Origin of the sequence: Priestia sp. BR_2 (genome assembly GCF_041954005.1) — a bacterium.
Classification (GTDB): domain Bacteria; phylum Bacillota; class Bacilli; order Paenibacillales; family Paenibacillaceae; genus Paenibacillus_AQ; species Paenibacillus_AQ lautus_A.
The window spans coordinates 86,496-110,301 of sequence record NZ_JAVFHM010000289.1 but is presented as its reverse complement, the minus strand read 5'-3'; the positions used below and the strand labels follow the sequence as shown (position 1 = coordinate 110,301).

16 protein-coding genes and 1 pseudogene are annotated in these 23,806 nt (G+C 48.1%); 3 read left to right on the top strand and 14 right to left on the bottom strand.

Going from position 1 to position 23,806, the window contains the following annotated elements:
- Nucleotides 1-175: 175 nt before the first annotated feature.
- Nucleotides 176-454 carry a TetR-like C-terminal domain-containing protein gene (locus tag RB298_RS23365; RefSeq protein ID WP_441007225.1) on the bottom strand — a complete coding sequence of 93 codons (279 nt, stop codon included), beginning with the start codon at nucleotides 452-454 and terminating at the stop codon, nucleotides 176-178.
- Here RB298_RS23365 and RB298_RS23360 point away from each other — a divergent pair.
- A pseudogene (locus RB298_RS23360) lies at nucleotides 446-858 on the top strand (MFS transporter); the annotation flags it as partial. The gene RB298_RS23365 and the pseudogene RB298_RS23360 sit on opposite strands and share 9 nt — an antisense overlap.
- Nucleotides 859-911: 53 nt before the next feature.
- On the opposite strand, the gene RB298_RS23355 reads toward RB298_RS23360, so the two are convergent.
- Both RB298_RS23355 and RB298_RS23350 read right to left on the bottom strand, forming a co-directional pair.
- Entirely contained in the window at nucleotides 912-1,490 is a 579-nt protein-coding gene (locus RB298_RS23355) for a TMEM175 family protein (RefSeq protein ID WP_015738060.1), read from the bottom strand.
- A gap of 251 nt (nucleotides 1,491-1,741) precedes the next feature.
- Entirely contained in the window at nucleotides 1,742-2,101 is a 360-nt protein-coding gene (locus RB298_RS23350; RefSeq protein WP_375121982.1) for a DoxX family protein, read from the bottom strand.
- 167 nt (nucleotides 2,102-2,268) lie between these two features.
- On the opposite strand from RB298_RS23350, the gene RB298_RS23345 reads away from it, so the two are divergent.
- Nucleotides 2,269-2,868 (top strand): TetR/AcrR family transcriptional regulator, encoded by a 600-nt coding sequence (locus RB298_RS23345; protein WP_213580841.1) that lies wholly within the window; start codon nucleotides 2,269-2,271, stop codon nucleotides 2,866-2,868.
- Nucleotides 2,869-3,147: 279 nt separating this feature from the next.
- On the opposite strand, the gene RB298_RS23340 is transcribed toward RB298_RS23345, so the two are convergent.
- The 4 genes from RB298_RS23340 to RB298_RS23325 form a co-directional block, all read right to left on the bottom strand.
- Nucleotides 3,148-3,588 (bottom strand): SRPBCC family protein, encoded by a 441-nt coding sequence (locus RB298_RS23340; RefSeq protein ID WP_486048791.1) that lies wholly within the window; start codon nucleotides 3,586-3,588, stop codon nucleotides 3,148-3,150.
- Entirely contained in the window at nucleotides 3,585-4,034 is a 450-nt protein-coding gene (locus RB298_RS23335) for an SRPBCC family protein (protein WP_213580843.1), read from the bottom strand. Before RB298_RS23335 ends, RB298_RS23340 begins: the two co-directional genes overlap by 4 nt.
- Nucleotides 4,031-4,537 (bottom strand): MerR family transcriptional regulator, encoded by a 507-nt coding sequence (locus RB298_RS23330; RefSeq protein ID WP_192570185.1) that lies wholly within the window; start codon nucleotides 4,535-4,537, stop codon nucleotides 4,031-4,033. Before RB298_RS23330 ends, RB298_RS23335 begins: the two co-directional genes overlap by 4 nt.
- 218 nt (nucleotides 4,538-4,755) lie before the next feature.
- A complete protein-coding gene (locus RB298_RS23325) occupies nucleotides 4,756-5,676 on the bottom strand; it encodes an alpha/beta hydrolase family protein (RefSeq protein WP_486048789.1) in 921 nt (306 codons plus the stop codon).
- Nucleotides 5,677-5,834: 158 nt separating this feature from the next.
- Here RB298_RS23325 and RB298_RS23320 point away from each other — a divergent pair, with 158 nt between their 5' ends.
- Nucleotides 5,835-6,305, top strand: a complete 471-nt coding sequence (locus tag RB298_RS23320) for a MarR family winged helix-turn-helix transcriptional regulator (protein ID WP_486048787.1) — start codon at nucleotides 5,835-5,837, stop codon at nucleotides 6,303-6,305.
- 373 nt (nucleotides 6,306-6,678) lie between these two features.
- On the opposite strand, the gene RB298_RS23315 is transcribed toward RB298_RS23320, so the two are convergent.
- From RB298_RS23315 to RB298_RS23285, 7 genes are all read right to left on the bottom strand, one after another.
- Nucleotides 6,679-7,458 (bottom strand): sortase domain-containing protein, encoded by a 780-nt coding sequence (locus tag RB298_RS23315; protein ID WP_486048785.1) that lies wholly within the window; start codon nucleotides 7,456-7,458, stop codon nucleotides 6,679-6,681.
- A gap of 18 nt (nucleotides 7,459-7,476) precedes the next feature.
- Nucleotides 7,477-13,470 (bottom strand): DUF7601 domain-containing protein, encoded by a 5,994-nt coding sequence (locus RB298_RS23310; RefSeq protein ID WP_486048783.1) that lies wholly within the window; start codon nucleotides 13,468-13,470, stop codon nucleotides 7,477-7,479.
- 408 nt (nucleotides 13,471-13,878) lie between these two features.
- On the bottom strand, nucleotides 13,879-19,944 hold the full coding sequence (locus RB298_RS23305) for a CehA/McbA family metallohydrolase (protein WP_486048781.1): 6,066 nt from the start codon (nucleotides 19,942-19,944) through the stop codon (nucleotides 13,879-13,881).
- Between the two features lie 104 nt (nucleotides 19,945-20,048).
- Nucleotides 20,049-21,158, bottom strand: coding sequence for an SGNH/GDSL hydrolase family protein (locus RB298_RS23300; RefSeq protein WP_486048779.1), 1,110 nt, complete (start codon nucleotides 21,156-21,158; stop codon nucleotides 20,049-20,051).
- A 41-nt stretch (nucleotides 21,159-21,199) separates the two neighbouring features.
- The gene (locus tag RB298_RS23295) at nucleotides 21,200-21,964 is read right to left on the bottom strand and encodes a Cof-type HAD-IIB family hydrolase (RefSeq protein ID WP_486048777.1); all 765 of its coding nucleotides are present in this window, start codon (nucleotides 21,962-21,964) and stop codon (nucleotides 21,200-21,202) included.
- Entirely contained in the window at nucleotides 21,961-22,797 is an 837-nt protein-coding gene (locus tag RB298_RS23290; protein ID WP_486048776.1) for a carbohydrate ABC transporter permease, read from the bottom strand. Before RB298_RS23290 ends, RB298_RS23295 begins: the two co-directional genes overlap by 4 nt.
- 29 nt (nucleotides 22,798-22,826) lie before the next feature.
- Nucleotides 22,827-23,777, bottom strand: a complete 951-nt coding sequence (locus RB298_RS23285) for a carbohydrate ABC transporter permease (RefSeq protein ID WP_096777234.1) — start codon at nucleotides 23,775-23,777, stop codon at nucleotides 22,827-22,829.
- Between the last annotated feature and the right edge of the window lie 29 nt (nucleotides 23,778-23,806).

The following is a 23,806-nucleotide window of genomic DNA, read 5'->3' as shown; positions in this document are numbered from 1 at the left end:
TATCTAAACTGGCTGTCACTAATATTTTTCGATGATTTCCCAGTGCAGTTCGCGGATGTACCTCCTTTTATAGGCTTTTACATACGATACGTCCATGATATAAAGGACTGGGAATATTTGCAATGGATGCATGTTGGTTCTAACGTTCCAAGCTTTACCTCTTGCGCCTCATCGGTTACAAATACTTTCTTCTATACATCAAGGTAATCTGATCCGCAATGTATTCTGCGCTATGCTCGGTACCATCCTTAATCCACCACATAATAATCCCCAGAAGTGATGAGGCCACAATATCAACGGAGGCAACCCGACTTGTGGAATGGATGTTTCTTGCGTCTCTGCGTTGTTCTATCGTGTTTTTCAATAGGTTCGACAAGTGGGTTTTGAAGCCCGTATGCTCAACCAACACGGCGAAAATTTTCCGGTATTCATAAAAATAATGTAAGTAACAGATTTATCTGAATCGACCACGTATATGTATCTGATGATTCGTACCAATGGCCTGCGGATCGGATTAAGCTTCATTACCATGCCGCTCAATACGGCCGGACTCAATGCGCTGCCCAAATGCCTCGGTACGCACGGTACCGCGGTGAACAATACCGTTCGCCAAATAGCCGGCGCCATTGGTACTGCCGTTGTGATCACGATTTATACCGTGCAAGCAACCGGCCATGCAGCTGATGTGATGCAGAACAATCCTACAACGACTGCTGAGCTCCTTAAATCCCTTACTTCATTTTAGGGGCAAGCGACGCCTATTCCTTCATGATGATCCTGGCCGTCATCGCGTTAGTTATCACATTATTCATGCCGATGAAAAGCAAAACCAGGATCGAACAAAAGCAAACGCTATAAACCAAAAAAAGCTCTTCGAAGCCCGCCCGCATGCGAGAATCGAAGAGTCTTTCTTATTGGCTTCTCAGGGCATGCTCGATTCGCTTATCGGGCATGAACCAGATTACGGCAACAAGTACGAAAAAGAAGCCGGATATCCAAACACTCACATATGCGGTCAAGGCCGCCGTCAAGTAGAGTAAAGGAGAGAGTTTCCCCTTCCGATTTTTACCCATCGTTCCAACGAATGAGGAATCGCCGGAATGCTGGTTCATAATCATGCGCTGAAGCAGCCAGTACGAGAGCGCAGCTAGGAATAGAATGATACCGTACAGCGCCGTCGGTGTAGGCGCAAAATGGCTTTCCCCCATCCAAGCTGTCGTGAAAGGCACAAGGGATAGCCAGAATAGCAGCAGCAAGTTGAGCCACATCAACCTTCCGTTCATCGTTCGAACCATATGCAGCAGGTGATGATGATTGTTCCAGTAGATGCCGACATAGACGAAACTGAAAATATAACTAATTATTTTGGGGCCAAGCTCGACTAGCGCATGCCAGTCATGGCCTTCCGGCACTTTGAATTCCAGCACCATGATCGTAATAATAATGGCCAACACGCCATCGCTGAATGCTTCCATCCGATTTGCTTTCAAATCGTCTCACCTTTTCCCCTCGCAACATATGTCTCTTATTCCATTATAGAGATCGTTTGTCCTGAGTCTACCTACTTTTCACCTGAATTTTCAGGTCGGCGAACAATAAAGAAAGGAACTGGTCATAGCGCGAAGTTACAAAAGCCATCCTTGAGGGACGGCCTTTTCAGAAGTCATTCAGTCTCTATTTCAGGACCGACTTGGATTTGTATCATGGGGTCTTCAACTTGCTCATATCCCGTGGAAGAAAATCAGCTCACGATCACGTCCGCATTCAGGATGGTTAGGATGATGATCAACACAAGAAACACAACGGGCGTCATCGTTTTGCCAATCGCATCTTTGACCCTTATATGCGCAAGTAACGCCACCAGCATCGTAATTCCAAGCCAAATGCCGCCCCAAACTATCGCATCCGCATTCCAATAACCAACAACGAGTACAGCAGCTCCAACTAACTGGACCAAACCCGTAACGATACGAAACCATTGGGGTATCTTCAGATTGCTGAAAATATCAACCCAGTATTTAGCCCCTACGACCTTGGCAAAACCTGAAAAAACATAGTACAAAACCAACAAGCTTTGAAGAATGATCGACATTACGGCCATGCAGGTATCCTCCTTTGATTGGAAAAAAATTCTGCTTACTGAACAAATGGTAAAATACAACTTTATTTTCGTCAAGTACAATTTTATATTTGTTAAGTTAAATTTGACATCAATTCAGTAAGCGATTACGATAATATTATTAGATTGGTTATGGAGGTACAGCCAAAATGGGTGAAATACGCAATGCGGAACGCACGCAGAAGAAAATTCTCGAGGCTGCAAGAAGGGAGTTTTTCGACAAGGGGTTTAAAGGGTCGCGTATCGAGTCGATTGCAGAAAACGCCGGGGTGAAGAAGCAGCTGATCTATCATTACTTCAAAGGAAAAGCGGAATTACTCGAAGCCGTTTTGACTGATTCGGCGACCGGTGAGCCAGAGTGGGTCTCTCAGATTCCAGATAATCCGCTCCATATCGCCGAGCATCGATACAGGGTCAATAACCAGGTGAGAGCGGATTTTATTAAGTTCACCGCCTGGGAAGCACTTGAGCTGCGGGCAGAGCCGACGTCCTGGAATAAAGGCGGAGAGGTCGCCCTTCAATCCTATGCTGCTTATTGGAAGGATCAAAAGAAAAAGGGGGTTGTACCGCAAGAGCTTGAGCCTGAACTTCTAGCGCTGGCGTTAACCGCTCTAACGACGTATCCCATTATCTTCAGCAATATTGCCAACATCATTACTGGAGTCGAGTCGACTGACCCCGAATTTCAAGCGAGATGGTCAACATTTCTTACCAAACTAAGTGAATATATTTTAACAAGTAGCGACTGAAGGTTTCGATATCCGGCTAATATCGGTTATATAGACTCTTCGAAGCCCGGCTTTAAGCGAGAGCATTCAATTTCGGTTATGCTCACGGCTCAGCTTGACGGAGAAATCAGCAACAGAAGATCTGCCTTGATAGGCGCTACAGATCTCTACCGCCGTCTTCCGTTACTAAAACAAAAATCGCCGTCCGATTCCCCGACAGGGATCGTGAACGGCGACCATTTTAGAGTCATCAACTAGGCAGCAGTCATTTCGCGTCAATGCCGATATCAAATTACAAAGCTAGTCGGCCAATTCCGCCAGCACCTTGCCAAGTCGGTCAAGCTGCTGTTCATTCGCTTCTACGCAGATGGGCTTAGCTTTTTCAAAATCCTCTTGTTTCTTGAAACGTTGACGGAAGGTGACTCTGGTCCGGCCATCGAAGACCTCGAAGGTAGCCGTCACCCGAAATTCGTGAACGTTTAGATGATCAATCACGACCCGCTCCGTCGGCACGAACTCAACAAAGACATTATGGTTGGGATAATCCACGCCATCCGGTCCGTGCATGGTGAACTTCCACGTACCTCCCGGCCTCATATCGCACTCGTGAAACGTATTGCTGAAGCCTTTGGGCCCCCACCATTTTGCTAATAAATCAGGGGTTGTCCATGCCCGATACACAAGCTCCTGCGGGACATCGTACTCGCGGGAAGCAATAAGCTCATTCTCACCTATGGTCATGTTCCTACCTCCACTTCTACTACCTTGCCCAGTGTGTCCAACATGATGTTAGTCCCGTGTTCCCGTATTTCTGGCGTATCGTGTCCGTCAAAGAATGCACCCTGCTCTGTGTAAATCAACTTCGTACCGCCTTCCACCTTGATAAGCTCGACCGTTGTGATCGAGACGGAGACACGTACGTCACCTGAATCCAATGTGTACGTATAGACAATACGCTGCTCTGGAACAAGCTCCTGGTAGCTGGCATCGAAGGTAAAGACCGGCCCTTCCGGCGGCCCGCCGCGGCTGTACTCCCGTCCCCCAACCTGGAAATCGAAGATCTCCGGCTTCGAAAACCACTTGGCTTTAGCAATCGGGTCGGCCCATGCTTGATAAACCCTCTCCGGTGTAGCCGCATAAATCCGTTCTACGACGAAGGTTCCATGCTTGACGAATCGTTCGTTCATTCATTCTCCTCCTTATGTTTCGAAATTCCATTCTCTTCGGCAAGAAAATCTCCCAACAGATCCAAATGTCGCTCCCAACCCGTTTGCCGCTCAATGACCGGTTTCTCAAATCTCATCTTCATCGCCTGCAGAAGGCTCGTGAAATCTTCAACCGTTAATTCCGCCTTGCCTTGCATAAGCTTGGATACGTATCTTAGCTGCTCCAATAGTTTCTGCTGCAGTTTAATCTGTTCTTTGATTTGGTCGATCTGCAGTTCCACGATCTCAAGCGGACTGATCTGCCCGCCATTTAAGGCCGATTTAATCTCTTCCAGAGATAATCCCAGCTCCTTAAGCGATAATATCTGGTGCAAACGCGACAAGTCCCATTCATTGTACAGCCTGTGGCCGGATTCCGTTTGTCCCGACGGAGAGAACAACCCTATTTGATCATAAAACCGCAGGGTTCGGACGGTAAGCCCCGTCAGCTTGGCGAGATCCCCGACCTTCCAATGTCTCTTCATGAACCATCTCCACTCTTTGGCGCTAGCTATGTACCGGTATCTCTATTGTAAAACATTACGTTACGTAAGGTTCAAGTGAAATCGTGACGCTCTGCCAGAATTTTTCGACGCCCTAATTTTGAATGGTCCAAGCTTGTAACAATCCTCCAGAATAGAAACAGCCTTTGCTAACAACTGGCAATTAGCAAAGGCTGTCATCATTCATTTTTCTGCTTCCCTTACTTGGACTCAATACGCCCCAGCGGGATGGCGCTCTCTTCCAGAGCTGAACAAGCTGCCGGCCAGCTGGAATCTTCAATGTCCAGCGCGTTGCGAAGGTAAGCCAACGTAAGCCGCTGGATCAAGCCAACTCGTTCGGGGCTCTCATCCGTCGTCTCCGCGACGCTATAACCGGATATCCCGCCGAGCGAGTGCTCTGCCCCGAAGAGAGTAAGCAGGCTCTTGCGGCCCGGGCTCAGGAAGTACGGGTCGGTGAACCAGTCCGGCCCCCGAGTGGACAGTCTGGACTGGTCATGGTCCCCCGCTACCACGAGGGTCGGCGTGCTCATCTCTGTGAAGCTCGGATTCATGAAGGGGAAGTGCTCTGCCGCGAACGGACTCAAGTCAGCTCCACCCTTGCCAGTCGTGGCAAGCAGCACGCCCGCCTTGATGCGCGAGTCGGACATATCCTCTCCCGGCTCGCCGTTGTGATCGAGGACTCGCGCGCCAAGCAGCATGCTCACCGTCTGGCCTCCCCAGGAGTGTCCGGCAGCGGCGATGCGGCTCCGATCGAGGCGCCCACTAAGACCGGGAACGGAAGCTTCGATAACATCAAGCTGATCGAGGATGCGTTTCAGGTCCTCGACTCGGAAACGCCAGATCCGTGGCGTACGGGGATCTTCAGGAGGAAGGTTCAGCGTCCTCGAGTCGAGATGAGTGGGTTGAATGACCACGAAGCCGTGAGCAGCCCAGTAGTCGGCCAATGGGCCGTAGCCGTCCAGCGACCAGCCAAAGCCGTGAGAGAACACAATAATAGGCAATTCACTTCCTGCGGCGGGCGCAGACACTCGCATTTGCAGATCCTCGCCGCGCCCTGGGGCTGATAGAACTATCGGTTTCACCGAGATGACCGGAGCAGACATACTAATGTTGATTTCCATAATAAATGTTCCTTTCTTGGAGAAAGATTAGCCCAACCGTTGCTGGTAAGAAGCGGTCAAACAGTATCCTGATATAAACCGAATTTACAGGTTGATGTATCAACCATAGCAACGATAACACATTGTAGTTGATACGTCAACCATGCTATGATGTTCCTATGGATAAGAACGAGCTGAACGAAGAAGAAATGCGAATATGGCATATGTGGAAAGGCTCCTTTCAGAGCATTTTCGGTCGGGTAATAAAAGAGATGTCTGAGCATACAGGACTATCAGAGGGTGATTATGGGGTATTGGATCGGTTAGACCTTTTGGGGAACGGAAGCCTTCGCCAACAGGAATTGGCCGACTCGATGCACTGGGATAAGAGTCGATTGTCACATCATCTGACGCGAATGGAAAAACGCAGACTTGTGATGAGGAAACCATTAGACACGGATCGTGGTGTTCAAGTCGTTATCACTCCCGCCGGAAAATCGGCATTGGATGATGCCCGTCCCATAGTCTCCAAGGCAATACGGAAATATTTCCTTGACCAATTAACGGATCAAGACATTGAGTCGATTACGAAGCTTGCGGAAAGGACAAAAGCAGGGTCTTCAGCGTCTTGTGAAGCCCCGTCGACATGACCGCGTTTTTGAGATGATTATTCATGAAGGGATAAGTAGATCGGTACTCCACGAAAGAAAAGAACTCTCCAGGTTTGGAGGGTTCTTTCATTTTTATCGATATAAAAAAGTATATCATTTCTGGTCACTGTACGAATTTAGCCGAATTGTTCGTGTCATGACGGAAATGAAGCGAACAAGCGAAGCAAAGGCTGTCCGTAACCTGAAGGTTACATTTAGACCCCTTGAGGATACAATTCGGGATACTGTAAATTGGTTTAGAGCCAAGGGCACAAATGGGTAAAGGTGAGTCGTGAAATGAAACTTCTTGCAAAAAAAATCGCGTCCTCCAAGGGGAGGACGCGATATGAAGCAGCTTGATGTTCCAGCATCGTCATGAACGCTTTCGGGCGACCACCGCTAACCGGCCGTTTTCGGTCGAGTACTCGCACGTGGACAGTACAATAAGCTTGTCGCCATACCGGGCTGTTACGCCCGTGTCATAAAGAGCGAGTTTTTTGATGTTGTGAACATACGAATCGAACTCGGCGGGCGTACTTACATTCTCAATCTGGTAGTATTTAAAAACGTCGTCCGATTTGCGATAAACTTGTGACAGAATGACGGCAACAATCTCATACTCTTCCTTGTCGTAAAGCGTGCTGAACTGGAACGTGGCATGCTCTTTATAAAAGCTTTCGTTCTTGTACTTCATTAAATCTTTAAACATCCAGCCGCTTTTCATGTGATGGCCATGAATCAGCAAAATGTCCGAACCGTTGGTCCGGCTATGCGCGTCCAAAAAGGGGAGGCCGCCTTTGTTTTCCTTTTTATCGAAATCATGATTGAGATAGTAATCCGCATCCTGTGGATTCTGCATGACCGGGTACTCAATTCGGGTGCCGTCCATCTTCAGCCAGCCGACGATGTCCGAGTTCCTCTCGTAAAGCTCTCGAAATTCGGGAAGCATGACCGGCTCATTCGCCTTATTGAACAAAACGGAGGGGGATGCAGCCCCTCCGCTTTTGTTCGATCCTTCCTCCCAAGCTGTTGCCAGCTCATCGATTTTCTGCTGCTCAGCATAATCCCGAACGAGAATTCTCGCAAGACTGACGAGAGAAAATACCAACACAAGGAAAGAAACGGCGATAAGAATTTTTTTGGTTTTGCTCATCTCTTACCGCCTTTCCGGTCACTGGATGTGCGTTTTCTTCTTGTTACCAAGTAGACAGAGGCCGATCGTCATCAAGGACATCAGCGCCAAAGCCAGATAGAAGATTGGCGATACGCTGTTGTCTCCGGTTTTCGGAGCATCGTCCAGCTCGTTAATTCCATTGCCCGCACCCTTATCGGCCAAGTCGCTGACATCAGGCACGTTGTCGTTGTTATTCCCATTGTTGACGTTGCCAGGCTCGGAATTGCCAGGCACAGGGCTGACAGGGCCTGGATTCTCCGGCTCTGGAACAGGGTTAACAGGGCCTGGATTCTCCGGCTCTGGTGCAGGGCTAACAGGACCTGGATTCTCCGGCTCTGGGGCTGGGTTGACAGGTCCCGGATTCTCCGGCTCTGGGGCTGGGTTGACAGGTCCCGGATTCTCCGGCTCTGGAGCTGGGTTGACAGGGCCTGGATTCTCCGGCTCTGGAGCTGGGTTGACAGGGCCTGGTCCGCCGCCGGTGTTGATCGGCTTCATCGGCACATCGTATTTCACAATGTCGAAGTCGACAGAAATCGTATCACTTCTGTGCGTCTCGTATCCGTCCTTCGTTACGATCAGATAATAATCCGCTTCAGGAAACACCATATATGCATAGAAGCCATTGGCGTCGCTATCCTGCTCCGGGCTCTTGTTGTCATGCGGCGCAAAATTCGGAACCGGAGGAAGCGTTACCTTCGTATCCGGAGTACGGCCTTTATCTCTGTTCCGCTGTGTATCCGCATAATACAGTGTCACTGTGGCTCCTTCAATTTTCTTGCCAGTGACGGCATCACCTGTCGTTTCATCATAAACCGTACCGTAAGGGTCGACCAATTCCTCGGAAATATTCAGCTCTCCGTTAGCCTTCACGTCCAGCTGCGTTACTTTGAAGAGCAGTTCCTCGCCGGTTTCAGCTTGATAGCGAACTTCCATGGTGTACTGCTGCGCACTCAGCTGTTCGTCTTCTATGGAGAAGGTGCCTTTCGAAGCCAGCGGGAACGCCTTAGGACGACCGTTCTCCTGAATATATTTGCCGTCCTTGTCCTTCAAGTAGATGCGCATCTGACTGGTAAGCGAAGGGTTGAACAGCTCTGTTGTTCCGTCCATCTGTTTGAACAGAACGATCCCTACGGCCGTAATATCCGCCGGCACGGTCTCGCCTGTCACACTGCTGTCCACATTTGCTTTTTGCGTGAATTCGATAGGCACTTCTTTTCCGCCTACCGTGTACACCTTCGTATACGTGATCGTATAGTCGGTATCCGCCTCGGCAGGGACGGAATATTCACCCTTCTCATTCGTCTGAATCGTCTGCTTCTCACCTGACTTCAGATTGGTCACCGTGATGGATGCATTCGGAATGACTTCTCCTGTGTTGTTGTCACGCAGTATGCCTTCCAGATAAGGGCGAATATTGACAAAATGCGCTTCAGCCTTTGTTTTCTCCGGAATGGTGCCTGTGTGTTCCAGACTTTCAGGATCCGTCACATAGCCGTCCTTCGAATAATCATCCTGGGTCACCGTATACTTGAGATACGTCGGAAGATCTTCGATAACGAGCGTCTGACCGTCGGTAAGCTCGAAGGTATCTCCGCTCGTGATCGTTCCTGTGCTGCCGTCCGACTTCTCATAAGCGTAGGATTTGTCCGCTCCCTCGCCTGTGAAGGTGAGCGTGTACTTGAACGGCTTCGTCTTGTCGTTGTCTTTGCCTTCAACTTTGTTGCTGATGATCAGGCCGCCTTCGATAACTCGCACGTTCGTGAATGGAGCAGCTTCATCCTTGCCCTCCATAATCCCGGTATAATGCCGTTCGATAGGCAGGGTCACGTATTCGTCCGTTGTGTAGTCTTTCTGCGTCACTGTGTATTTCAGATCCTTAGGCAGACCCACAATTTCCAGCTTCTCTCCATCCTTAAGGGTGAAGGATTCGCCAGACTTGATCGTGCCCGGTGTACTCGTCGCGCCGTCCGACTTCGTATACGCGTAGCTTCCATCCTTGCCTGCTTCTTCAAAGATGACAGTGTACTCAAACGGCTTCGTCTTGGCGCCGCCATTGCCCATGACCGTATTGCTGACGGTCAGCTTGTTTACGATCCGATCATTGATGAAGTCCGCCTTATGGTCGCCTTTATTCTCGATTGTGCCGGACAGCTCTCTCGTTTCCGGCGTGGTGATATAACCGTCAACGGTCGTATAATCGGCCTCGGTTACGGTATAGACCAAATCCGCAGGCAATGTCGGGAGCGTCACAGATTCCCCGTGCTTGAGGGTAAACTTGCCTCCGCTCTTGATTGTGCCAAACGTATTATCCGACTTCTTATAGGTATACTCTCCGTCCTTGCCTTCGCCGGTGAAGGTCACGGTGAATTCAAAATCCTTGGAAGCATCGCTGCCGTTGCCTTCCACCTTATTGCTGATGGTCAGCTTACCTTGGGCCGGCGTAGGCACGACCAGCGGATTATCGGAGGCTACTTTTACGCCATCTACCCAGATAGGCTTGCCTGGCGTATTTCCTACATACACTTGATACACATGGGTGATCGGCAGCCAGGTATTCAGATCAATGTAGGTTTCTTTCAACTCATAATACCCCGGATCCGGGAATAGCAGATTAAGTTTCCCTCCGCTATCGGTTGTTCCTTTGGCGATTTGAGTTCCGTCGTCTTTCTTATAGAGCGTAAACTCTACGCCTTTTAGCGGATTGCCATCGGGATCTACCTTTTTCAGGGGCAGCAGGGCATTGGAGCTTGAACTGCCGGCTACGTCTGAATTGTCCAGCGTGCTTTCACTTTTGGCACTGACCGTTTTCAGCTTATCATCGCCCATCAGCTTTACTTCGTTGCCCATTTTGTCGCCAGCTTTCGCTTTAGACGGATCAACCTCTGTTTGGTACACAAACTGGTAAAACTTATTAGGGTCTTTCATTTTGAATAGGAGAACCGTGGTGCCTCCCGCGCCTGGTGCAGCTTCTACTTGAACTTCACCATTCGGGTCGCTGAGGTCCAGCGCTGCGCCCTCTCGTTCCAGAGCACCGCTGGCAGACAGTTTAGCAGGATAGACTGCCATACTAGGCGCTGTCAGCACAAGCTTTCCGTTTTCTTCATAGCGCAGATTCATACCTGCACCTAGGATATCCTGCAGATAAACACCCTGCGTCATATTGAATGGCGGAGTATAGTTCACCGTCCATTCCAGCACGCCTGGAACTGGCTTAGTTACCGACTTGCCCAGGGTCTGAATAGGCACAATAACTTTGCGCTGTTCGGTGAGGACCTTCTCCACGCCGCCCCATGTCATGTGCAGGTCGGCTTTGTTATACATCACCTGCTTGTCTACGCCGTTGGTCGTATATTCCTCCAAGTATTTCTCCAGAGCCGCATTGGAAGGTCTAGCCTTTACTAAAATGACATATGGGCTTTCCAATTTAGAGAAGGTGAACGTTCCCTCGTTTCCATTATGAGAAAAACTTACTACATGAGCACTGGTACCTGGTTCAATAAGTGTTCTGGCATCGTTTCTAACACCATATTCTGTACCCGAACCATTGTCCGAAAATCCTTTCCAAAGCTCAAAATCCTTACCTTCAGAAAACGGCACGAATTCCCAGCCTTCGGGCAGCGTGTCCACTAGCTTGATGTTGCTGATGACTCGATTACCGCCGTCCTTAGCCATTTCCTCTGTGTTATATCCAGGCATATTTACCCCTAAACGGAAAGTGACCGTTTTGGTTGTCCTGTCATAGGCAGAAATCGTCCATGCTTCATTGTTATCGTTTCTAATATAACTGCTAACGTTATTCGGGCTAACATTTTCAGGCGTACCATCTGCTTGCAATGGCTTTGACGCAAAGAGCATATCCTTGTTCAGCATACGCAGATGCAGGTTGGTGCTGTTTTGCGCTTGTTTTACGGTGTCGCCGTCAATGAGCAAAGCCCGATTCCAGCTTGTTTTCCCTGCGTTGATATCCTGCCTGAAGAGGATGTCCGGGTTGGTCTCAAGCGCACGGAAGCTGAAAGATGCAGCTTTGTCGGTGTATCCGGTCACCTTGATCAAATCCGCCACCACTTTACCGTTCACGGTTAAAGGAATATCCTTCATGGTCAGGCCGGTTGCATTGGTCTTCAAGGTTCCTTTATGGTACTTTTTCCAAAGCTGCGCGGAATTCACATTTCCTTTGATTTTTGCAATCGTTTCCGCGCTCACCTCGCCGGTTTCATCCACAGCGTTGTCCAAGACGCTCAAATCTCCGTCATGCACCAGCACATCGTATACCGCCGCATTTGGCAGGGCATACTGTGGCGTTAGATTAACGGTCCATGTGATGCCGCCCAGGTTATAGTCCTCCATCGAAATAGAGCCTGTTTTTGTAAACGTGTGCGCGCCGATGTTGACAATTGCCTCATCCGTCACTGCGTTAGGTCTTGTACCGGTCACGACATCGTTGTTCTGTATGCCATCCGGCGTATCCAAATTCCAGTTGGCACGAGGATCTATTCTGAAGCTGGAGCCGCTTGTTACCTTGCTCTTAATCGCTAATTCTACTTTACCATTAATGTCGCCAAAGGAATAAACGCCGTTCGCATCTGGTGTAATTGCTGTTTTTCCAGATGCAGTGCCATCCTCCCATGTCTGCCATTCAGCTGATAAAAAGTCCAGCCCAGCAGGTAATACATTCGTGATAGTAAAGTCCTTTAACCCTTTTTTGTTATATTGGTTCACCGTGACCTTCCATGTAATGGTTTCATTCGGATGATCATACGAACCGGATGCTTGAATCCAGTCAGGTGCAACCCACGTTTCCCGTACTGAACTGGCTTTTACATCAGCGCTCGCATCCCTTAGTTCAACTTTTGGGTCAAAACGCTGTCCGCCACCTCGACCGGGATCGATTGCCACGCCTCGATACTCTTTATAATACAGATCCTTATGAAACCATGCTTGGTACTCAACCTTTGGATCCACCCCCGTTCCTGCCGGGAAGATGTAGCTCAGACTGCCATCTACATCAATGGTTGGGTCTACCTTAGTGCCGTTGACCGTGAAGGATCCCGGTATATAGACCATACGGTAATCGGAAGGCTTCGTATAGAACGTCATTCCATCTAGCGGCAACTTCATTGTTTCATCAAGCACATCAAAAGAGGATGGAGCAGCCTGGAAGGTCAAATAACCATCCTGATAGGCTGGGACAGTCACATACCACCAAGTCCAGCTCCCATTCTTTGGCCAGTTATTTCCTGTCAAGTTGATGCTGTACCCCGGGGTAACATCCGGGTTCTTTAGCTCATACGCTCCCCCGAAAATCGAGATAGGCTTTGTATCACCGTAATTCATGCCCGTTACATCCGAATTGGCAGTGGTTTCAAAGCCGAAGGTAACCGCACGTCCAATACCGTTAAAAAACCAATCGTCACCATTAAATACAATCTTGATGCTATCCGGGGTGAAATAGGCGATGCCAAGCTGCTTCACACCCATATCCGTTGTTGCCATCAACGGTTTGGTAGCTGTTGGCAATACCACTTCCGCGAAGTAGTCATCCCTTTTTAGTTCGATCCAGTCACCTTTCTGAATGTATAGGTCTGGATCCGCATTAGTCGGATCAGCGTCATCACCATTCACGGGCACCTTAAGGCCCTCTGATTTGAGGGTAAATGCCTGTCGGCCTTGGATCGTACCGCCTGGAGCAATGTCGGTTCCCTGCGTCACCTTCAGCGGAAAGATTGAATTGGCATCCATGAACAACACCGTTTTGTCCGTCGGGCCCGACGTCTTCACTAAAGAATTGTTCGGCACATCGTACACTGCCTCAGTTACTGACGGCGGTTCGTCCGCGCTCGGCAAATCCGCTTCGATAACAGCCGCCGGCCCGGAATCGCTTGGCGCGCTATCCGCATATCCAGTGACAGAGAATGCCACCGTCTGCAAGACAAGCATGATTGCCAAGCATAAAGAGAGTATTGCTTTACCTATGCTGCGTTTTCGTTTCAAGACTTATTTCTCCTCCATCCCGGAGCTGCGGAAATTTTTAGCGACACTAAGATCATCGACCCGATTACGCTCAACCGAATCGGCATCTTCTGTTTGCTCGATCCCAGCAGCCCTTTGCATCATCAAAATCTTGCGGAGTTCCCTCCTTTATACCTCCTCCTTAGTCCGAAATTCGGCACTTTCTTTTTCATAGTTTAAAAACCTAATCTCTACAAAATCTCTACAATTTGAAAAGCTTTTGCCTTCTCCTTGCAAATCTCAATAATAGAATGGGAGTGATCGTGAGGGAGGGTATCCCTGAAGCGATCTCAGTTATCGGAAAGAGGGCTTCAAAAAGTAATACGTTCACTTGCGGTCATAAATGAAAATGAGCCCGGCATCATTACCGGACTCATTTCATTCAACTGCCTAATACATATGGTGCCGTTCAAACGATCTTATGGCTTGCTCCGCCGTTAAGGCAAGAGGGTGCGGCTGGTTCGCGCTCCACCACTCCCCCGTTCCGATTGAGGCCGAAGAAGTGAAAGGAAGCGTGCCTTCAGAATCCATGCCTGGGTCGACTCTCTCCATATCGATTTGCTTCGGAGTCAAGGTTTTTAGCTCATAGGATGAAACCAAGCCGTCATACTCTGCGGTGATGATTACGGTTCCTTCCGAATTCGCCTTTACTACACCGCTAACGCTGATCTCCGCAATACTGGGATCACTGCTTGTATAGGTGACGTTTATTTCTACCTTTTCACGGCTTCCATCACTGTATACTGCAGTAGTCACCGTTTGATCACTCTCTCCAACGGCCAGCGTATGCAGCCCCTCGAGCTCAAGCCCAATCAGGCGAACCGGCTCTTCTCCGTTGCCTTCTGATATCGATTGTAAAACAGGTCGTTTACCCATACCGTCCCATCTCCAAATCGCGTTAAAGTCCCACCCTAACCTGTCTGTATAGGTGGATGGAGTCTCTATTTCAGTTTCAGCTAGACCTAAGCCTTTAAGGGTTGTTAATGCTCCCTCAGCGACTCCTTCTTTATCAACCATCATGCCGTCAAATGCATAATTATTTTCGAGCGTGGCGGTGTGCCCCGCAAGAACTCGTCCCATCACCCGGTTCGCCATCGTTGGCGCCGTAACCGAAGGGCCCAGGGCAATGACATTTCTGACGACCGTATCATTGTATCCGTATCCAGTCACTCCGCCCGCATTGCTCGTCATCGCCCGAACGGTTCCAGACGCATACACGTTTTCTGTTAGGCTGCCCGAGTTCGTAATTCCGATTAGGCCGCCGGCCTGACTTACCTGAGCGGTTACATCCGCGGTAGAATAGCTGTTTCTTACGATGCCATTGGAATAGCCCACTAGGCCGCCGACTGTGCTGGAGCCTGTAATGGAGCCTGTTGAAAGACTATTCTCTATCTCGCCATTGTTCGTGTTGACGAGTATGCCTATTCTGCTCCCGCCAGTGACGCCGGCATCGATCATGGCTATATTTTTAATCACTCCGCCATTAAGATGGACCAAGCCGCCGCTCGAGGAATTAAAGTTGACTATTTTCTTCCCGTCGCCATCCAAAACACCGGTGAACGAAACATCTTTAAAAAGTGACTCAGCCGGTTGTCCTGCGTAATCCAAATCATGGTCCAAAATATACTTTTCTGCCGGGAAGGCTTCCATAACATTCAGATCAGCAATGGACTTGATTCGGTAATAACCAGCTTCATTTCTTTCCAAAGGCACGACAGGCTCGCTTGCCTCTTCATGGTTACTGCTCAATACCGGACGCTTTAAAGCATCATTCCACATCCAAACCGACTCAAAATCCCAGTTCAGTCGATCGGTATACGTGTTAGGGTCTTCAACCTGCTGCTGAGAAAGCCCCAAACCCTTTCTGTTGTCAGTAGCGGCAATACTCTCGCCTTCTTTATCCACAATCATGCCATCGAACGCATAATTATTCTGAAGCGTTGCCGTATGCCCGGCAAGGACTCGTCCTACCACGCGGTTCGCCATCGTCGGCGTCACGACGGAAGGGTTAAGAGCAATCACGTTTCTAACAACCGTATCATTATAACCGTAGCCAGTCACTCCGCCTGCGTTGCTTCTAAGCGCCTGGACGGCTCCGGATGCATACACGTTTTCCGTTAAGCTGCCTGAGTTCGTAATTCCGATTAGACCGCCAGCTTGGTTCAGCTGGGCCGTTACATCTGCCGTAGAATAGCTGTTTCTCACGATGCCATTGGAATAACCCGCTAGACCGCCCACGGTACTGGAGCCTTCGATTGAGCCCGTGACATAACTATTCTCTACCGTTCCGTTGTTCGTATTAACGAGTATGCCTATATTACTTCCGCCAGTGACGCTTGCATCTACCATAGCTATGTTTTTAATGGTTCCGCCATTGAGATGAAATAAGCCGCCATTTTCTGATTTAAAATTGGTTAAGGATTTATTGTTCCCATCAAACGTGCCAAGGAATGGCGTCGCTTTAAATAGAGGTTCAAATAGCCGCCCTTCAAAATCAAGATCATCCTCCAATATATAATTCTCATTTGGGAATTCGGATATCGTTTTTAATTCTTGAATCGAGCGGATGATGTAGTCCCCCTCTTCATTCCGATCAAGCTTCGGTTTTGGGATATTGTCTTCGTTAATTTGCTCCAAATTACTTTGCAGTAATGGACGTTTGGCATCTTCGTTCCAGATCCAGATCGTATCAAAATCCCAACCGAGAGTCTCAATGAAAAAGGATGGCTTCGAGAATGTTTCTGCACCGACCCCCTGTCCTTTCTCATTGTTCGGATCATTCGCCGTAACGTTCTCACTGCTAACAAACATATTTTCATCGGCGTAATTATTAACTAAAGTTGCCGTCTCCCCAGCTAGTACTCTGCCGACAATTCGATTCGATGCAGTACCTGTAACAATAGATGGATTTAATGCCATACTATTTCGAATAACCGTATTGTTATATCCGTATCCGCTGATGCCGCCAGCATTTGATTCTTCTGCTATTACGGCTCCGGTTGCATAGACCTGTTCTGTTGTACTCCCCCGGTTCGTAATCCCGATCAAGCCGCCGGCTTGCTTGCCTCGCGCATGGACTCGAGCTGTTGAATAACTGTTTCTAACGATACCGTTCGAGTAACCCACAAGACCGCCAACCGTAGAATTGCCTCGAATAGATCCGGTACTGTAGGCATATTCCACGATCCCATCGTTCTGATCAACCAGGATCCCAATATTACTTCGACGAACATCAATGTCGGCATTGATGATTCCTACATTACGGATCGTCCCTTCATTAATAGCAAAGAGACCCGCTCCGCCCGAGGAGACCATAACGCCTGTAATCGTATGCCCTTGCCCATCAAACGTACCCGTGAATGGAGTGCCATTCACGCCAATGGCTTCAAAAAACATGCCCTTACCGTCAATGTCTTGAGCTAAAACAAAATGTTTGTCCGGGAACTCATGCATTTTATTGAGTCCACTGGCACTTTTGATTTGATAGGGGTTGCCTTCCGAACCATCGCCCAGCATGCCTTCTTTAGCTATTAACGGTTCCGTTAACGGCTCTTGATCGATTGGATTATTAACCACTCTTACGACGATCGTATGTTCATCGCCAAATGCAAGCGGGTTGTCAAATAAGATGATTTGTTCACGTCCGAGATGTTCTAGCGTTGCTTCTTGAATAACCGTTTCCAGCAGTTGTTCACCTGTATGATCCCGCTTTTCCCCGATAATGGTGACACGTTCAGGCGAGCTCGGATAATTCAGGACCCCAACGCCCTTCAAGACGTTATTTTCTATTATTGCGCTTGTTAAGTTCATATAATTTGCAGGTTGTTTAATCGTAAATGAATCAATTTCAACACCGTCGCTGTTGTAGGCTTTCAACGTGAGAGATTGATCGTTTGATTCTAAAATAACACCCGTCTGCTTATTTTCATCATATACGATATGATCCCAGTCAAACGATTTGTTATCATAGAACGTTGGACCTGATGAACCAACTGTCACAAAGGTTGTACCTAGATTCATCGCTTCTTCCGATATATCTTTTACACCGTTTCGTACGGTTGTCCGTTTATACACATGATCATGACCGCCAATGTACAGACTGACACCAAGCCGTTCAAAGGCTTGAGACAATTTCACTCTCATCATGTCCATACCGGTCTCATCACCCGATTGACCGCCATAATAAGGATAGTGCCCCATAACGATTTTCCACTTCTTGTCGGTTGCCCGCAAATCTTTTTCCAGCCATGACAGCTGCTTGTCGAAATCCACCACGGAATTCAGAACAGCAATGTGCATATCGCCATAATCAAACGAATAATTCGTTTCCCGATAACTGCCTTCGCCATTCTTCGGCAGGTTGAAAAACCCGGAGAATGGCCCGAATTTCCGCTCCGTCGCATGTTCACGATCCCCGACGATATGAGCAGATACTAGCCCCATATCGTTGTTGTAAATGTTGTTAAACACATCATTCCAAGCATAATGATTGCCGCCTAGTTCGACCAAGTCTCCGACTTGAATCACCGTCTGTCCGTTTGAATTCTTCTCCTGCAGAACGTCCAGCATATTGTTAAAGAGCTGGAAGCTTTCCGGATTTCGATCCGGAACTCCAAGATCGCCCATCACATACATCACGGCTTCCTCTGAAGCTGGTGCGGTCCTAAAGCTATAACTGTCGCTCCAAGGTCCAGTCGGCGACATTCCATACCGATAGTCATACGTAGTCCCTAAGCCGAGATCTGTTGCATTCGCTTCATGAGCTGCAAGCACCCGATAGTTACTCTTGGCAAACGTATCACCATAGGCAACTTGAAAATAAGAGACTTCCGCTTGTACTACTTCCGCATTGTCCCACGTCGTCTCGGACTGAGGTTTGTACTGAACATACGACGTTTCTAATGCCTTATCCGTCACTACATTTATTCCTACTTCACGTTCATTCCCGCCTACATTAACAATGGGTTGAAATTCATTTAAAATTTGTTCGGCATCCAGATTCTGCTGATCAACAAGGATTCGAATAAGTTCAACACGCGTATTTCCTTGAGCGTCGGTTGCCACATACTTAATGAAATACTCTCCATACATGTCGACCTTGAAATGCTGATTTAGAGCCGCTACTTCTCCCTTATCATTTAGAACGATGGCTTCCACCGATAAAGATTGACCGCTGTGATCTGTCGCCGAAGCGCCCAGCACTTCTACTTGATCCCCAAGCTTAATCGTGTCCGGATATTGTCCTTGAACCTTAATTTCAGGCGCATGCACCGTGCCCCTCGTTTCATCACCAATCCATATTGGAGCACTTATAGCCTCTTCACCGTCCACTTGGAAAGCTCTCACGAGGAAGTAGTCCCCATCTTTACTTGCTAAGGATACTTCCTGATTAAATTGATTGCTGGCAATATTGCCGTACTCCTTGATGATTTCACCGCTGTTTTTGTAAACAACGACTTTATCCAACACATCGTTAGCATCAGGGTCACTTATCTGTATCTTGAGATTAATTTTCTTTGTTTTGGCCGGAAGAATCGACCCCATCATCTGACCTTTGGCTGAAACCGCCATTTCTAAGTTGCGATCAAATGATACATAGGTGCGGTGGTTTCGCATCGCCTCGTAAAGACCTTCTCTAGTAAGCTTTTTTCCCCACATACCGGTCACATGGGGTTGAACCATCCCCCAATTTCCTTTGTGCTCGTCCCCGCCAAACACGGGAGAAACATGCCAGCCTCGATCTAATGCCTTGGTATAGATTGCAAAATCATTGGACGATTTGTATTCCATCAGATTAAGGTTTCTGTCAACTTCCCGGTTATAGTGTTTAAATTCATTGAAACTCCAATTTCCTGATGATCGTGGATGATTAAATTGCGCAATCGCATTCGGATCTTGGGCAAGTCTTGCGTAAAAGGTTGGCAGATCATATTTGATGTCGCTCCAGCCCCAAGTGCCATCCGCACCCACTCCATGTGTTCTTGCAAACCATGGGGCATTAAACAAATTGATATGGCCTGCTTCATCATACCAAGTCACTTCCGTACCCGGCAGCGTAATAAATTCGTTATCATGATTGTGAGCATCGGATTGCTCATGCAGCAGCTTGTATTCTTCTGAATAAGAGTCTTGAACATTCGTAATAAAGTCACTGCCCGTACTGATGTCATAGGTCACGTCGTGTTCAGTCACTGCAAAAAAATCAAAATCTGTATTACTTTTCACAAAATTATAAGCATCATTAGGCAGCAATATCCCGTCACTGAGAGAAGTATGGGAATGCATATGACCTTTGAACAGTGAATTTCCTAAGTACTTAGCTCTATCTTTTTTAGAGACAACATTCTCTGTCTCTGAAGACGCCGCGAATACATTAATGCCGTAATAAAGACTAACAACCCCCGCAATCATACAAGCCATCACAATAAAAGGTAGTCTTCTTCTTTGGGACTTCACTCAAAATCCTCTCCTTTTTCGGCTTAAAGTGTCTGACTGATAAACAAACAGCCCCTAAACCAAAAAATGCAGTCTGAAGGCTGTTCTATCCTCTATCTTGTTAATCACAGTTGCAACAATGGCTTAATGATTGGTGCAAGCGACTGTGCCATGCGCAAAAACCCGAGGTCCGTTGGATGTGTTCCGTCAACCGTACAATCATTTACAACGAAATCATCGCCCAGCAGCTTAAAGCCGTCAACGAAATGGATATTACGGTCTCCTTCTGCCTGCCTCTGTTCCACATGCTCGATCTGAATCAGCCTGCGGCGATCATGAAGCCCCCTTCTCTCCATATAGAACTGGTTTTCCGCAGTGTAAATCCTAGAGACTACTAATATAGGAACTTCGGGATGCCGCTCTCTCAAAATTTGGATGAAGGCAGGCAGCGTTCGTGCAATGTTACCGGCCTCGCCCGTATTCCCTTCATAATCAAGAATGAATAGAGCCGGATCATCGATTTCCGACATGATATGCGCGAGCTCCGGCTCGCCCTTTCCATTCCCCGAGAAGCCAAGATTGACGAACTCCACCGGAATCATACGGCTGAGAATATTAGAATAAGCCATACCCGGCCGGGAGGCGCATCCCCCTTGCGTAATCGAAGTTCCATATATAATAACGGGTCTACTGTTTGCATAGGCAGGTGCATCGCTTATGACAGCATCCTTATCTACACCGATCCACACCTCTTCTACCCCTTGGTAGAGCGGCAAATTTAAGGTGACGGCCACATCTTTTTGGCAATCCCACTGATAAAGCTGTGATTCATATTCACTTTCCGTTGGTTTGAATTTAGCCGTGGTGATAAAGCTCTGCTCTCCCGGCTCTCCAAGATAGCAGTCAACCCCGCACTGCCCTGTAGGCGGCATATGATACATATTGGCCGGTCCGGCAAGGCGTACCCTTATGACCAGCCTTGAAGAATTGGTGCGAAAGCGAATTTGCCCGCCTGCCGTACAATAAGCAAGCGTATCAACCGCGGGAGGCAAGACCGCCTCGGAAGCCAAGGGCAGGCGTCTGTATATCCCATCCTGCGCAAGCCAAGGGAGGCCCGCGATGTGAAAGGGCGCTTCCAGCGGAGAATGCCATCTCAACTCTTCGCCATTAGTTGTCTCCTGGTGTATCGTTCCGCCCAGTTGATCTAAGTTTATCTCTTTCGATTGAACGGTCATCTATTTCTACTCCCTCATTATATTTACTAGCAAAGCTGCGTTTACTCCATTTGGAATACATACTTCCGAATCGCCATAGCAACGCCGTCCTCGTTGTTGGTAGCCGTGATTACGTCCGCTATGGATTTGATATGCTCTTCACCGTTGGCCATCGCCACACCGAGACCTGCTGCCTTCAGCAGCTTCGCGTCATTATCACTGTCCCCCATAGCAATGACATCGGACATCGAGAAGCCCAGCGTCTGACAAACCTCGCGCACTCCGCTTTCCTTTGTAATGCCTTTAACTGAAATCTCCATATTAGTAAGAGCCGAATGGGTAACCTCGAGCGTGCCCCAGCTGAGCAGCTCTTCCTTAATTTCCGCAAGCTTCCGCTGATCATTGCTGCCAATGCCGAATTTCATCCAATCCCGTTCGAACATCTCCGGCGTCCATTCCTTGTCGCCCGTCAAGCTTTCCACGCTGTAGCCCCAGTACCACTCGCCCCGCTTGGCAGCAATGGCGTGCATATCGCGGACCGTGTCCCGAGGGAGGAAGACTCGCTTTTTAAGCCTGCCCGGTCCCTCCCAAACTTCTGCTCCATTGAGCAGCACCATGGGGGAATCGAGCCCAAGCTCATCCCAGAAGCCCTTGGCAGTTTGCAAGCCTCTCCCGGTGGAGAACATGACTTTAACACCCTGATCTACTGCATATTGAAGCCACTTTTTGGTCTCATCCGTAATGTGCTTTTCATCCGTCAGAAGCGTCCCGTCCAGATCCAATGCAATCAGCTTATATTTCGCCTTCACTTGCTCTGCAGTATTCATCCCTTTACCGCCCCCATGGTCGCGCCTTCCATAAGAAGTTTTTGGAATAAGATATAAATAATAATGGACGGTACCATCGCAATGGTTACACCGGCAAACAAAGTCACCCAATCCGCAGTAAACTCCATTTGCTTATTCGCAGAATACATTTGCACCGCAATGGGATATTTCTTGGGATCGCTCAAATAGATGAACGGCGCTAAGAAATTGTTATAGAACCCTAAGAACTTGAATACGCCAACGGTTACAATTCCCGGTGTAGACAAAGGAACGATAACACGCCAAAACTTTTGGAACAATGTAGCGCCATCCATCGTTGCGCTCTCTTCAAGCTCCATCGGCAGAGAGCTCATAAACCCTCCGAGCAGCATAAGATAGAACACGCTTTCACCCAGACTGGACAGAAGAATTAATCCGGTCAAGCTATTGGTCAAACTCAGCTCCCGCATAATGACATACTGGGGTACAAGCGCATTGATGCCCGGCAGGAACAGGGACAACATAATCAAGCCCCAAATCAATTTTCTGCCTTTGAACTGCATTCGAGTAAGCGCATAGGCGTTAATTGTCGTAAAGAAAAGCCCAAGCACCAGACTTCCGCCAACATAATAAAGGGTATTTAAGAGTGATTGCCCAAAACCGTATTGATTCCAAGCCTTCGAATAATTCTGCCATCTTAGTTCCGAAGGCAGCGCCCATATATCTTTAAAAAACTCAGGATTGCTTTTTAACGATTCATAGATAACCCAGACTAAAGGAAATAATATGGTCAGCGACCAAGTATAAAGCAGCACACGCCACACAACGTCCATAAACGTTCGTTTTTCCTTCAAACTTTATCCCTCCGAACTTCATATGGAAACTAATACTCGTAGCCTTTGTTCGGCACAAATTTATCGATTAACAGCTTTGCCGTTACTAATATGACGAACAGGATCATACCGACTGCGGAAGCGTAGCCGTAATTCCGATACTCTACGCCAAAAGCCAAGTTAAACATGTAGAGGCCGATGACATCCGTCGACCCGAATGGGCCCCCGTTTGTCATAATGAGGATGATTTCAAAACCCTTCATCGTGCCAACGACCAGGAACAATGCGCTGACCCGAATAATGGGCGTAACAAGCGGCATTGTAATTTTAAACAAACGCGTCATATGTCCGGCCCCTTCAAGAATCGCCGCCTCGTACAATGACTTTGGAATCGCCAGCATCGCATTGGCAAAAATAATGACGTACAAGCCGACGCCGCCCCATACCCATGCCGGGATAATCGACGCAAGCGCCGTATTTTCATTGCCCAACCAATAGAAATTACCGGTATCAATGCCAATGAACTTTAGTAGCCCATTCAGCAAACCGTACGATCCGTCATAAATAAAAGCCCAGAGGAGCGCGACTACGACCGTAGATAAAACATTCGGAAAGAAAAACAATATCTTCAAAAACTTATTTTCTTTATACGATTTATTTGTAATTAAATAGGCAAGTATCAAAGAGATGATAATAACAAAGAAGGGCACCGTTATCATTAAAATCAAGTTGTGGGTAAGCGCGCGCCACACGTATTTATCTTGAAATGCGTTGACGAAATTGGACAACCCGACAAACGTTGCATCCGTAAACCCGTCCCAATTAAGCAGCGCATAATAAACGGATAAAATGTTCGGAAACAACGTGAAAAGCAAATATCCGCCAAAGGGAGGCACAATGGCTATGAACAGAAATATCCACTTCTGCGTATTCGCTTTATCAAGACCCAGTTTGCGCAGCACAGAGGGCCTTGGTGTCTTCACAGCGGTTAAATCAGACACGAGAGATCAACTCCTATCTTACTGGACGT

Coding starts and splice junctions, on each gene's coding strand:
- RB298_RS23350 (WP_375121982.1), bottom strand. CDS start 2,101: ATGGCCGTAATGTCGATCATTCTTCAAAGCTTGTTGGTTTTGTACTAT.
- RB298_RS23345 (WP_213580841.1), top strand. CDS start 2,269: ATGGGTGAAATACGCAATGCGGAACGCACGCAGAAGAAAATTCTCGAG.
- RB298_RS23340 (WP_486048791.1), bottom strand. CDS start 3,588: ATGACCATAGGTGAGAATGAGCTTATTGCTTCCCGCGAGTACGATGTC.
- RB298_RS23335 (WP_213580843.1), bottom strand. CDS start 4,034: ATGAACGAACGATTCGTCAAGCATGGAACCTTCGTCGTAGAACGGATT.
- RB298_RS23330 (WP_192570185.1), bottom strand. CDS start 4,537: ATGAAGAGACATTGGAAGGTCGGGGATCTCGCCAAGCTGACGGGGCTT.
- RB298_RS23325 (WP_486048789.1), bottom strand. CDS start 5,676: ATGGAAATCAACATTAGTATGTCTGCTCCGGTCATCTCGGTGAAACCG.
- RB298_RS23320 (WP_486048787.1), top strand. CDS start 5,835: ATGGATAAGAACGAGCTGAACGAAGAAGAAATGCGAATATGGCATATG.
- RB298_RS23315 (WP_486048785.1), bottom strand. CDS start 7,458: ATGAGCAAAACCAAAAAAATTCTTATCGCCGTTTCTTTCCTTGTGTTG.
- RB298_RS23300 (WP_486048779.1), bottom strand. CDS start 21,158: ATGACCGTTCAATCGAAAGAGATAAACTTAGATCAACTGGGCGGAACG.
- RB298_RS23295 (WP_486048777.1), bottom strand. CDS start 21,964: ATGAATACTGCAGAGCAAGTGAAGGCGAAATATAAGCTGATTGCATTG.